This window comes from Paenibacillus thalictri (genome assembly GCF_004307995.1).
GTDB lineage: Bacteria > Bacillota > Bacilli > Paenibacillales > NBRC-103111 > Paenibacillus_AF > Paenibacillus_AF thalictri.
Map to the genome: position 1 here is coordinate 33,737 of NZ_SIRE01000036.1, position 13,011 is coordinate 46,747.

Below are 13,011 nucleotides of genomic sequence, written 5' to 3' on the forward strand. Positions count from 1 at the left end.
ACTGCAGTTACCATAATACGAAGCAGCACCATATTATTTCGATAGAACTCTAGATGCAAACCAGTGGCCGCAATCGATTGAGAATATCCCGGATCGGATTGAATTAATTGAGATTCTTCCGACAACCTTCCAGCCACCAGTAGATCGTTCTTTAAATCCTGTAACTCAAACCCTTACTTTTTCTTCTTCCTTACAAAAGCGCCGATAAAATCTTTTTTCCCGCTTTTGCTTTGGCCTCTCCGGCCGCCGCCGCTTTTGCCCGCTGCATCAGCCGCGCCTTTACGTCTGCCTCCGGGTTTACCGGACGCTGCCGACAGCCTTGTACCGGCACCGCCGCCCTCACGCGGGGCGTCTTTGCCTGCTCCCGCCGCATATTCACCGCCGCCGCTTCTGGAAGCTTTGCCGCTGTTTCGGCGGCCTTTAAATTCCCCGGCTGCAGCGCTTCCTCCGCTCCGGCTGCCGCCTGCGCTTCGGCCGCCGCTTGTACTTCTTGCGCTGCGGCCATTGCGAGCTCTATCTCCACCCCGTTGAGCCTCACGCACCGGTTTGAAGGTATCGCCGCCGAACCCGAAACCGACTTTTTTCTGCCGCGGCTTCATATCGACCATCTCAAAATCGATCGTATGCTCATCCATGTTAACCCGGGCTATACGTACCTTCACTTCGTCGCCGAGCCGGTATATTTTCGAAGTGCGCTCGCCGATCAAAGCATGCTGCGCTTCATGGTAGTGGTAATAATCGTCGGTCAGATCGCTGAGCCGAATTAACCCCTCCACCGTATTCTCCAGCTCTACGAAAATGCCAAAGCTAGTCACACTGCTAATAATGCCTTCAAACTCTTCTCCGACTTTATCGAGCATGTATTCCGCCTTCTTCAGCGCTTCGGTCTCCCGCTCCGCGTCCACGGCGATTCTCTCACGCTCCGACGATTGTTTGGCATAATCGTCCATACGTCCGGCCAAATAATCGTAATGCTTTTCCGACAAAGAGCCTTGCTCCAGCACCTCACGCATTACACGGTGAATAATCAGATCGGGATATCTGCGGATCGGCGAGGTGAAATGCGAATAAAATTCCGCGGCAAGTCCGAAGTGCCCCGTATTCTGGGCATCGTATTTCGCCTGCTTCATCGATCTCAGCATCACCGTGCTGATCACCGTCTCTTCTTTCGTCCCTTTGATTTCCTCCAGGAGCGACTGAAGCGCCTTCGGCTGCAGCGTGTTGCCTTTGCTTTTCACGATATAACCGAAGTTCGTAATGAACTCCATAAAATGCTGAAGTTTTTCCGTATCCGGATCCTCGTGAATCCGGTAAAGGAACGGCACCTTGAGCCAGTGAAAATGCTCGGCAACCGTTTCATTGGCGGCCAGCATGAATTCCTCAATAATTTGTTCCGCGATCGTACGGTCCCTTTTGACGATATCCGTCGGTTTGCCGTTTTCGTCCACAAGAATTTTGGATTCTTGAAAATCAAAGTCAATCGCGCCGCGGCGCATCCGCTTATGCCGCAGTTTCCGCGCGAGCTCCTCCATCAGACGAAAATCATCCAGCAATGGAGCATACCGCTCCATCAGCTCGGTATCTTCGCCTTCCAGCAGAATGCGCACATTTTTATAAGTCATCCGTTCGGTCGTTTTAATCATGCTTGTAAAAATGTCATGCCGAACCACGTTGGCCCCAGCGTCAAATTCCATCTCACACGACATGGTGAGCCGGTCCACTTGAGGGTTCAGCGAGCAGATTCCGTTAGACAGACGATGCGGCAGCATCGGTATCACCCGGTCCACCAAATACACGCTGCAGCCCCGGTTGTACGCTTCACGATCAAGCGCCGAATTCTCGCGAACGTAGTAACTGACGTCGGCAATATGCACCCCGAGCACATAATTCCCGTTAGGCAGCCGCTCCACATTGACCGCATCGTCCAGATCCTTCGCATCTTCGCCGTCGATCGTGACAATACGCTTATGCCGCAAATCCCTTCGGCCGCTCAAATCAAAATCGGGTCCGATCGACTCCGGCACCGTCTCCGCTTCTTCCATCACCTCGTCGGGAAATGCCTCCGGCAGCTGGTACTTACGAATAATCGAGATAATATCAACGCCCGGATCGTTGCGATGGCCCAGAATCTCGATAACTTCCCCTTCGGCCGCCGCCCGTCCTTCCGGATAATGCACAAGGTTAACGACGACCTTATGCCCGTCCATCGCTCCATGAAACTTCTCCAGAGGGATAAAAATATCTCTCACAATCCGTTTATCGTCGGGTATGACAAAAGCATACGTATCGTGGTTCTGGAACGTGCCCACCACTTGCGAATTCGCACGGTTCACCACCCGCACGACCTCGCCCTCCATCCGGCCTCCGCTCGCGCTTTTCGACGTAATCCGAACCAGGATTATATCGCCGTTCATGGCTCCGGCCATATCGTTGGCGTGAATGTACACATCCGGATAATCCTTATCGTCGGGCAGCAGAAAGCCGAATCCTTTGGCATGCGCCTGCAGTTTGCCGCGCAGCAGGTTCATACGCTCCGGCACACCGTATCGCTCATTGCGGGTTCTTAAGATAAGCCCTTCATTCTCCATTTTGTTCAGCAGCTTTAAAAACTGCTTAAATTCCTCTGCGCTTTCAATGCCAAAATGCTTCTCTAGCTCTTGATAGGTCATCGGCTTATACGCCGTCTCGCGCATAAAGCTAAGAAGCTGTTCATCATCTATCACAGGGTCACCATCCTTCTTTATTCAATTAACGTTCACGTTTCACGTGTTTTATGATATGTGCAAGCATATGCAATAATGTGGGCCCGGACCGATAGTATTAACAGTATAACCGATTTTAGCGAAATCAAAGCCTGGCCCTTGCCGTGGAATAAAAAAACAGCAGGAGCCATTGTCCTGCTGTCGTTTCGTATAGAATCAGATGATATGCCTGAGGCGCTAACCATCTAATCCGCAAGAAAAGCTTCCTGTATGGCACGAATGCGCTTCGTTAAAAGGGCTTCGATCAGAAGTTTTCTTATTTTTGCGGTGTTGCTGTCGCCGGAGGCGTTGTTGTTCCCGCTGCCGGAGGTGTCGTCGTTGTACCGGTTGCCGGTGCAGGCGTCGCCGCCGGAGGCGTTGTAGTGGTTCCTGTTGCTGGCGGTGTCGTTGTTGTACCTGCAGCTGGTGGCGTAGTTGTTGTGCCGGCTGCCGGAGGCGTCGCTGCCCCAGTATCCGGGGTTGACGCTGCCGGAGGTGTCGTAAGATCGATCGACGACTGATTCGTCGGCACGAAATAGGCGACAAGAACGGCTAATATGAAAAATGCGGCGGCTAAGCTCATCGTCAAACGAGACAAAAACAGCTCCAGTCCACGCGCTTTTTGTTTACCGAACAAATGCTCGGCGCCTCCCGAGATAGCACCCGATAAGCCCGCGCTTTTTCCTTTTTGCAAAAGAACTGCAGCAATCAAACCAAGCGATGCTATAATCAAGATCACTTTCAATGCGATTTCCATTATGTTCCACCCCCTAGTGCAGAAGAAGTCCCTGAAAACAGACAGTATTCACATTTTATCACATTAAATGGACAAACACAACTTGTACCATCGGGAAAAACTGGATGTCACGCCAAGCGTCACATCCACCGCCAACGAACCCCTTGCAATAACGTTCCGGTCGGCGCGGCTATCCTCTGGCCCCCTGCGAGCTCTGCGTTTTCCTAGTGCCGGCAAACGCCTGAATCGCCAGCTTGGCGCACCATAAAGCGAACAACGAGAACAGCACCGCCCACGCGATCGAAGGAATTCCCGTCATGCGGCTTAAGTTGGAGGCATCACCCGCCTTCGCCGGGTTCGTCGAGGCGTACAATACCAGCGACAACGCCCCGAAAACGGACTCCTCAAGCGTTAGAAACGAAAGCAACAGGTAATAGAAGTTGCGGATCCATTTGGCCCCAAAAGCCAGGACAAGCACATTAAGAATAATAAAGCCGATCAGCCACAACATGCCAAATTGATTACGCACGAACAAAATCAAGCTGATCAGGGCAATTAACGTCATAATCTGCAGCCCGAGCCGCTGCTTTCCTTTGGCGTAGGAGTGGAATAGGAACACGGCGAAAAGCGAAGCCGTCATGTACCCGGCAAGCGAAATCGGAATCAGACTCCAGCTGGAGGAGACAGACGAATAAGTGACACCGCTATGATCGCCGTACAGCTCGATATACATCACTTTGCCGGATAAGGCAAGCGTAACGACAGCATGGCCGAATTCATGTACCATTGTGTCCAAATTGCGAAAGAAAGATGAGAAAGGGATGAAATGCGTCAAAAAGGCGGAACCCAGCAAAAATAATATCGTCTTCAGCCAGTTGCTCATTCCTTGGTTCATCCCCTCGCCGCCGGAGCGCTGCCGACGCATACTAAAAATGAGAGGGGACGTTCGTCATCCCCTCTCATTCCCATTATCTATATTATTTAAAGTTTTTCAAGTTGTAGAACGCTTTTTTGCCGGCATATTGAGCAACCGATTGAAGCTGGTCTTCGATGCGGAGCAATTGGTTGTACTTCGCTACGCGGTCCGTACGGGATGGAGCGCCGGTTTTGATTTGGCCAGCGTTGGTTGCTACGGCGATGTCGGCAATCGTGCTGTCTTCGCTTTCGCCGGAACGGTGCGAGATCACCGCTGTGTAACCAGCGCGTTTCGCCATTTCGATCGCGTCAAACGTTTCCGTCAAGGAACCGATTTGGTTTACTTTCACGAGGATCGAGTTGCCGATGCCTTTTTCGATACCTTGGGACAAGCGCTCGGTGTTTGTTACGAACAAGTCGTCGCCAACCAATTGCACCTGGCCGCCCAAACGGTCGGTCAGCAGCTTCCAGCCTTCCCAATCGTCTTCGGAACAGCCGTCTTCGATCGTGATGATCGGATATTTCTCTACCCAGGAAGCAAGCAGATCAACGAACTCGGAAGGAGTAAACGATTTGCCTTCGCCTTCGAGGTGGTATTTGCCGTCTTTGAAGAACTCCGTGGAAGCAACGTCCATACCAAGGAATACGTCAACGCCCGGTTTGTAGCCTGCACGTTCGATTGCGGAAATGATCGTTTGGATCGCTTCTTCGTTGGAGCCCAGGTTCGGTGCAAAGCCGCCTTCGTCACCAACAGCCGTGTTAAGGCCTTTTTCCTTCAGAACGGATTTCAGGTTGTGGAAAATTTCCGCGCCTGTACGAAGAGCTTCTTTGAAGGAAGGAGCGCCTACCGGAAGCACCATGAACTCTTGCACGTCGACGTTGTTGTCGGCATGCGCACCGCCGTTGATGATGTTCATCATCGGAACCGGCAATGTTTTGGCGTTAAATCCTCCGAGGTATACGTACAAAGGAATGTCCAAAGCTTCAGCCGCTGCGCGCGCTACGGCCATGGAAACGGCCAGAATCGCGTTAGCGCCGAGCTTGGCTTTGTTTGGCGTGCCGTCGAGCTCGATCATACGTTTGTCGATGCCGACTTGGTCCAATGCGTCCATGCCGATGATTTCCGGTGCGATTTGATCGTTCACGTTCTCAACGGCTTTCAGAACGCCTTTACCAAGGTAACGGGACTTGTCCCCGTCGCGAAGCTCAACGGCTTCATATGCTCCGGTCGATGCGCCTGAAGGCACAATCGCGCGTCCGCGTGCACCGGACTCCAGCGTTACTTCTACTTCAACAGTCGGATTGCCGCGGGAATCCAATACTTCCAGGGCATAAACATGAGAAATGATGGTCATGAAATGTACACTCCTTTAATAGTTAGTTACTTAAAATGATTTGTGTTCTCGAAGCCGTGATTGCCCGAACCATACTCGATCAGATCAGCGAAGAGCCGGTCATCTCAGCAGGCTTGTCAACCTGCAGCAGCGCTAGAATCGTCGGAGCAATATCTGCCAAAATGCCATCGTTCCTTAGTGTAACATCTTTTTTGGTCAGAATGAAGGGCACCGGATTTGTCGTATGCGCCGTATTGCGCGTTCCGTCCGGGTTCGTGACGACATCGGCATTGCCGTGGTCGGCTGTAATCAAGACCACTCCGCCTTTGGCCAGAATAGCTTCAACGACTTTGCCCAAACATTCGTCCGTCGCTTCCACCGCTTTGATCGTCGGCTCAAGCAGACCGGAGTGTCCAACCATATCCGGGTTCGCGAAGTTCAGAATAATCGCGTCTTGTCTTTCCGCTTCGATTTCTTTCACAGCGGCTTCAGCCACTTCATATGCGCTCATTTCCGGCTGCAGATCGTAGGTCGCCACCTTCGGCGAATTGATCAGAATCCGGGTTTCACCCGGCAGCTCGACGTCCCGCCCACCGCTGAAGAAAAACGTCACGTGCGGATATTTTTCCGTTTCGGCGATACGCAGCTGCTTCAGGTTGTTCTGAACGAGCACTTCGCCCAGCGTGTTGTCGAGGTTTTTCGGCTTGTAAGCGACAAATCCGTCAACCGACTCGCTGAACAACGTGAGGCATACATAATACAGTTGGCTAGGAGCTTTGTCTCCACGATCGAAACCGCGGAAATCACTGTTTGTAAATACTTGGGACAGCTGAATCGCACGGTCCGGCCGGAAGTTGAAGAAAATGACGGCGTCGCCCGACTCAACAAGGCCAGCCGGCTTACCGTCTGCTCCCACGATGACCGTAGGCATCACGAACTCGTCAAATACCGACTTTTCATACGACTCGACAATCGCCTTCATCGGATCGGTATATTGCGGGCCTTCGCCATACACCATAGCGCGGTACGATTTCTCGACCCGTTCCCAACGTTTGTCGCGGTCCATGGCATAATAACGCCCTTGCACGGTCGCGATACGGCCTACGCCGAGCTCATCGATTTTGGCCAGCAGCTGCTCCATATACCCTTTGGCGCTGTCTGGAGCGACATCACGTCCGTCCAGGAACGCATGGATGTACACGTTCTCGAAGCTTTCCTTTTTGCATGCTTCAAGTAGTGCGAACAAGTGAGTGATATGACTGTGTACGCCGCCATCGGATAAAAGGCCGTACAAATGCAGCTTTTTGCCGTTCGTTTTGGCATGACGGATCGCACCGAGAATCGTTTCATTATCGAAAAATTCGCCGTCGCGAATCGATTTGGAAATTCTCGTCAAGTCCTGATATACGATACGCCCTGCGCCGATATTCAGATGACCCACTTCGGAGTTGCCCATCTGGCCTTCAGGCAAGCCGACCGCTTCACCGCAAGCCGTTAACGTCGTATGCGGGAATGTCGACCAATACCGGTCGAAGTTCGGTTTTTTCGCTTGTGCTACCGCATTGCCTTGAAGATCTCCGCGTAAGCCAAAGCCGTCCAAAATAATCAATGCTACCGGTTTTGGTCTAGCCATCTTACTTGGCCCCCTCGACCAGCTGAATGTAGGAAGCAGGTTCCAGGCTCGCTCCGCCTACAAGCGCCCCGTCAATGTGCGATTGCTGCATGTATTCGCGGATGTTGCCCGGCTTGACGCTGCCGCCGTATTGGATGCGAATCGCGTCGGCAACGGCTGCGCCGTATTTGCCGGCCAACTGCTCGCGGATGTAACCGATGACTTCATTAGCGTCGTCGGCTGTCGACGATTTGCCTGTACCGATCGCCCAAATCGGCTCGTATGCAACGACAACTTGTACCGCTTGCTCGGCGGATACGCCTTCGAATGCGCCCAGCGTTTGTACGCGGCAAACGTCTTTTGTTTGGCCGGCTTCGCGCTCTTCGAGCTTTTCGCCTACGCAAACGATCGGAGTCAGACCGTGCTTGAACGCTGCGAGTACCTTTTTGTTCACGATCTCGTCGGTTTCCGCGAAATAAGCGCGGCGCTCGGAGTGCCCGATAATGACATACTCCACGCCAAGCTCCTTCAGCATCAAACCGCTGATTTCGCCGGTAAACGCGCCGTTGTCTTCAAAATGCAGATTTTGCGCGCCGACCTTCACTTGTGTTCCTTTTAAAGCTTCCACCAAAGCAGGCAAGTTCGTGAATGGCGCGCAGATCACGCTGTCCACTCCGTCGACTTCCGCTTTGCCTTTTACTTCCGCCGCGAAAGCAAGAGCCTCCGGAACGGTTTTAAACATTTTCCAGTTGCCGGCAATAATCGGTTTTCTCATAGCTTGGATCCGTCCTTTCTATATTCAAATTCTCTCAATCGATTACTTATCGTTTAATGCAACAACGCCCGGAAGCGCCTTGCCTTCCATAAATTCGAGCGAAGCGCCGCCGCCTGTGGAGATGTGGTCCATTTTGTCGCCAAGATGGAACTTCTCAACCGCTGCCGCGGAATCGCCGCCGCCGATGACCGTGTAACCGGAAGTAGCCGCACAGGCCTCAGCCACCGCAAGCGTGCCTTGTTTATAAGGCTCGAGCTCGAATACGCCCATCGGTCCGTTCCATACGACAAGCTTCGAATTAGCAATCGTTTCGGCATACAGCTCACGTGTTTTCGGCCCGATATCGAAAGCTTCCCAGTCTGCAGGGATCTGGTCAACCGGCACGATATTCGTATTAGCGTCGTTGCTGAACGCGTCGCCAACCACGACGTCAACCGGAAGCAGGAAGTTCACGCCTTTTTCTTTGGCTTGACGTTCGAACTCTTGAACCAGTTCCAAACGGTCGTTATCGACGAGCGATTTTCCGATTTCTAAACCTCTTGCTTTGAAGAACGTGTAGGACAGGCCGCCGCCGATGATGATGTTGTCCGCAATTTTGATCAAATTCTCGATAACCGAGATCTTATCCTTTACTTTCGCTCCACCCACGATAGCTGTGAACGGACGCTCCGGGTTGCTGAGCGCTTTGCCAAGCACATCGAGCTCTTTCTCCATCAGCAGACCGGATACGGCCGGCAAATGGTGAGCGATGCCTTCTGTCGAAGCATGTGCGCGGTGAGCTGCGCCGAAAGCATCGTTGACGTACAGATCAGCCAGCTCGGCAAAAGCTTTGGCCAATTCCGGATCGTTCTTTTCTTCGCCCGCATAGAAGCGAACGTTTTCAAGCAGCAGCACCTCGCCATCTTGCAAAGCCGCTACTTGCGCTTTAACCGCATCGCCAATCGCCTCGTCGGCTTTGGCTACCGGTTTGCCCAGCAGCTCGGACAAACGTGCCGCTACAGGCGTTAAGCGCAGCTCCTCGGCAACTTGTCCTTTCGGACGGCCCAAGTGGCTGGCCAAGATCACTCTTGCGCCACGCTCGCTCAAATATTGAATCGTCGGGAGCGTCTCCCGGATACGGGTATCGTCTGTAATTTTACCATTTTCCAACGGCACATTAAAATCAACGCGCACAAATACGCGTTTGCCGGATACTTCTACATCGCGAACGCTTTTCTTGTTCATAGAATCCCCTCCATCGTTTATGTAGCTGTGTAACAGGGTTTTGGTTTTTGTGGGCCTAGCAGAAGGTAGCTGAAGGCGAATGGGGGTGTACCGGAGAGCGGAGCGTGCTTCTTTTGAAATTTTTTTCATACCGCTAAAGATTGAAGTTCATATGAAAAAATTTCAATTGGAAGCCGGAGGTATACCCCCATCGCCCCCCAACCGCCGAAGGAGCACAATTCACCAAACCCCTGTTACAGGAAAAGGGAGAAGTCGCTTCTCCCTTTTTCAACCAGCATATGACAAATCTATTATAGACCTTGTTTAGCAACAAATGCAGCGAGGTCAACGACACGGTTGGAGTAGCCCCACTCGTTATCGTACCAGGAAACCACTTTCACCATGTTGTCGCCTACAACCATAGTCGACAAGGAGTCGATCGTCGAGGAAGCAGGGTCGCCGTTGAAGTCGCTGGATACGAGCGGCTCGTCAGTGAAGTTCAAGATGCCTTTCATTGCGCCTTCGGAAGCTTCTTTCAACGCTGCGTTCACTTCGTCGATTGTTACGTTGACTTTCAGCTCGGCAACAAAATCCGTAACGGATACGTTTGGAGTCGGAACGCGGAAGGAACCACCGTTCAGCAAACCTTTCAATTCCGGCAGTACCAATGCTACAGCTTTAGCGGCACCCGTTGTGGAAGGAATGATGTTCTCAGCAGCAGCGCGAGCACGGCGCAAGTCTTTGTGCGGCAGGTCAAGCACTTGCTGGTCGTTTGTATAGGAGTGGATCGTGGACATCATGCCTTTCACGATACCGAATTTTTCGTGCAATACTTTAGCGAATGGAGCCAAGCAGTTTGTCGTACAAGAAGCGTTCGAGATAACCGTGTGTTTGGAAGGATCGTATTTGTCTTGGTTAACGCCCATAACGATCGTGATGTCTTCATTGGTAGCCGGAGCGGAGATAATAACTTTTTTCGCGCCGCCTTTCAAGTGAAGTTCTGCTTTTTCTTTCGCTGTGAAAATACCAGTCGATTCAACGACGATTTCAACGCCGTATTCGCCCCATGCGATAGCTCCTGGGTCGCGCTCAGCGAAAACTTTGATGTTTTTGCCGTTAACGATCAATGCGCCTTCAGCAACTTGAACGGTACCGTTCAATCTGCCATGAGTGGTGTCGTATTTCAACAGGTGAGCCAGTGTGTTAACATCAGTGAGATCGTTTACTGCGACAATTTCCACATCCGGATTGTTCAGCGCTGCGCGGAACACGTTGCGGCCGATACGGCCAAAACCGTTAATACCAACTTTTACTGCCATGATTGGTTTCCTCCTAGGAAAATATATTATATGTCAAGACAGGCAATGAAGCCTATCATGATGAACCGTATTTCAAAATCTCCAAAGCGGCGGCTTCATCGGTAACAAGCGCATCCTCGTGCCCAAAGCGGAGCACTGAAGCAATCGCCTCTCCTTTACTGCGGCCTCCGGCTATGCCGATTACCGCATCCATGCTCTGAATGTCTTCAATACGCAGCCCCAGCGTCGGCATCTTATGAATGATGTTCCCCCGCTTGTCGAAATAGTAGCTGAACGCTTCGGCAAGCGCGCCTTTTTCCTGCAGACTGCTTGTTGTTTCGGGATCTACATTCCGACGCCTAGCCATTACCATAGCGTCCCCGATCCCATGCACCACAATACGGGCTTTGCGGATAAAATCCAGCAGCTCGCGGATCATTTTGTCCTGAATGAGCGACTGGTAAGCTTCTTCGCCGAGATGATCCGGCACATGCAGCAGCCGGTATTCGGCGCCGGTCCTCTTGGCCATCGTGGAGGCAATCGTATTCGCCTGAAGCTCAACGCTTTCCCCAAGTCCGCCCCGTGCGGGCACAAACCAGCAGCCTTTCATCGACGTCGACGACGTCAAATGCTCTGCGACTTGAGCCATCGTGGATCCGCCAGTAACAGCGATCACTTCGTCTTTGTTGACCAGCTTACGGAGTAAAGTGGCTCCCGCTCGGCCAAGCTCTTTCTTGGTGTGCTGCGAAACATCCGAATCGCCGGGTACAATAACGACCTGCTTCAGGCCAAACTGCCGGGAGATTCGTTCCTCCAGATCGGTAAGCCCAAACAAATCCTTGACCAACGGTTCGATCCGTTCCAGCAGCTGCCGGCCGGCCTCGCTGATCCGCATACCCGAGCTTTCCACTTCCAGAAGACCTTGTTCCTTCAAAAAGTCAACCTCGCCGCGAAGAATCCGCTCGGTCGTCTTCATAATGCCGGCCAGCGTACGGCGCCCGATTAATCCGGAAACCATAATGTGATGCAGAATGGTGTACCGCTTCTTCATCACTTCCGTCAAATCGGGGAGCAGTTGCTTTTGAATATCGAGAATTTCTCTCATAGCACACTCCGTGTTGCTTTTATCGTTGCCGTGGCCCCCGAGTTAACAGCATAACCATTTGAGAAAGCTTTTAACCTCTCGTTGGTCATTTTGTGTCCCGATACTGCATTTTAGGTCCCACATCATCCAAAAAAATAATTGCTAACTCTTTTAGCAACTTTTTGTTACGGTTTTATTATAGCTAACTGAAAAATAATTTGCAATGAAAGTGCACATTTTCACAAACAAATGGGCTGCCGCTGCAGATTCATTGTTAGTGCAGAATTATGCAATTACAGATTTATGCTTGCATTTTTATTAGGCTTATCTTATAATTACTTTTGCTGTCACAAATTTTCACAGAACATGCGCCCGTGGTCCAATGGATATGACGTAGGCCTCCGGAGCCTGAGATTAAGGTTCGATTCCTTACGGGCGCGCCATTACTTTACACTTAACAACGAAACCAGCGTAAGCTGGTTTTTTTATTTTGCAAATAGTATAAATCCCTGGCCGAAAGCCCAAGCTTCTGAATAAGACAAGCAATTTGGCTCAACCCACTCGAAATGCATGCCAACACTTAAAGCTTCAAGCAGAAGCTTTTCTTTTTCGACATGGTTTGACCTTTCTTGACCTTTGGATTTTTTTTCGGTATGATAAGTGCATCACCAGAAATCAACCTTTTTACACCATACACCCCTATCAAGGAGGACGCCGCTATGAATTTCATTCCAATGGTTGTTGAGCCGGACGCAAGAGGAGAACGTGCATACGACATATACTCCCGCTTGCTGAAAGACCGTATCATCTTTTTGGGAAGCGCGATTAACGATGTCGTCGCCAACTCCATTATTGCCCAGCTGTTGTTCTTGGCTGCGCAAGATCCCGACAAGGATATCCACTTGTACATCAACAGCCCTGGCGGCTCGATTACTTCCGGCATGGCGATCTATGACACCATGCAATTCATTAAACCGGATGTATCTACCATCTGTGTAGGTATGGCTGCCTCGATGGGAGCGTTCCTGCTCACCGCCGGCGCAAAAGGCAAACGGTTGGCGCTGCCTAACAGCGAAGTCATGATTCACCAACCGCTCGGCGGAGCGGAAGGTCAAGCCAGCGATATTGAAATTCGCGCTAAGCGGATTTTGAAAATGCGCGACAACTTGAACAGAATTTTGGCCGAGCGTTCCGGACAACCGTTTGAACGGATCGAAAAAGACACGGACCGCGACAACTTCATGTCGGCGGCCGAAGCGAAAGAATACGGCTTGATCGACAAGGTGATCGAGAAAATTTAAGCCAGGCCACAA

The 13,011-nt window shown here is 51.5% G+C and carries 9 protein-coding genes, 1 tRNA gene and 1 pseudogene; 2 read left to right on the forward strand and 9 right to left on the reverse strand.

Annotated elements, in window-relative coordinates; all coding sequences use genetic code 11:
* Window positions 1-173: 173 nt before the first annotated feature.
* The 9 genes and pseudogenes from rnr to EYB31_RS35160 form a co-directional block, all read right to left on the reverse strand.
* Complete coding sequence (gene rnr, locus EYB31_RS35120) at window positions 174-2,723, reverse strand: ribonuclease R (RefSeq protein WP_131018254.1); 2,550 nt, start codon at window positions 2,721-2,723, stop codon at window positions 174-176.
* A gap of 547 nt (window positions 2,724-3,270) precedes the next feature.
* A pseudogene (gene secG, locus EYB31_RS35125) lies at window positions 3,271-3,498 on the reverse strand (preprotein translocase subunit SecG); the annotation flags it as partial.
* A 169-nt stretch (window positions 3,499-3,667) separates the two neighbouring features.
* Window positions 3,668-4,360 carry a M50 family metallopeptidase gene (locus EYB31_RS35130; protein WP_131018301.1) on the reverse strand — a complete coding sequence of 231 codons (693 nt, stop codon included), beginning with the start codon at window positions 4,358-4,360 and terminating at the stop codon, window positions 3,668-3,670.
* 94 nt (window positions 4,361-4,454) lie between these two features.
* Window positions 4,455-5,747, reverse strand: coding sequence for a phosphopyruvate hydratase (gene eno / locus EYB31_RS35135; RefSeq protein WP_131018255.1), 1,293 nt, complete (start codon window positions 5,745-5,747; stop codon window positions 4,455-4,457).
* 79 nt (window positions 5,748-5,826) lie between these two features.
* Complete coding sequence (gpmI, locus tag EYB31_RS35140) at window positions 5,827-7,359, reverse strand: 2,3-bisphosphoglycerate-independent phosphoglycerate mutase (protein ID WP_131018256.1); 1,533 nt, start codon at window positions 7,357-7,359, stop codon at window positions 5,827-5,829.
* A gap of 1 nt (window position 7,360) precedes the next feature.
* On the reverse strand, window positions 7,361-8,113 hold the full coding sequence (gene tpiA / locus EYB31_RS35145) for a triose-phosphate isomerase (RefSeq protein WP_131018257.1): 753 nt from the start codon (window positions 8,111-8,113) through the stop codon (window positions 7,361-7,363).
* A 42-nt stretch (window positions 8,114-8,155) separates the two neighbouring features.
* Complete coding sequence (locus tag EYB31_RS35150; protein ID WP_131018258.1) at window positions 8,156-9,337, reverse strand: phosphoglycerate kinase; 1,182 nt, start codon at window positions 9,335-9,337, stop codon at window positions 8,156-8,158.
* A gap of 290 nt (window positions 9,338-9,627) precedes the next feature.
* Complete coding sequence (gene gap, locus EYB31_RS35155; RefSeq protein ID WP_131018259.1) at window positions 9,628-10,635, reverse strand: type I glyceraldehyde-3-phosphate dehydrogenase; 1,008 nt, start codon at window positions 10,633-10,635, stop codon at window positions 9,628-9,630.
* 55 nt (window positions 10,636-10,690) lie between these two features.
* Entirely contained in the window at window positions 10,691-11,719 is a 1,029-nt protein-coding gene (locus tag EYB31_RS35160; RefSeq protein ID WP_131018260.1) for a sugar-binding transcriptional regulator, read from the reverse strand.
* Between the two features lie 347 nt (window positions 11,720-12,066).
* On the opposite strand from EYB31_RS35160, the gene EYB31_RS35165 reads away from it, so the two are divergent.
* Together EYB31_RS35165 and clpP are read left to right on the forward strand one after the other, a co-directional pair.
* A tRNA-Arg gene (locus tag EYB31_RS35165) sits at window positions 12,067-12,141 on the forward strand.
* A gap of 276 nt (window positions 12,142-12,417) precedes the next feature.
* Window positions 12,418-12,999 (forward strand): ATP-dependent Clp endopeptidase proteolytic subunit ClpP, encoded by a 582-nt coding sequence (clpP, locus tag EYB31_RS35170; protein ID WP_131018261.1) that lies wholly within the window; start codon window positions 12,418-12,420, stop codon window positions 12,997-12,999.
* Window positions 13,000-13,011 lie beyond the last annotated feature (12 nt).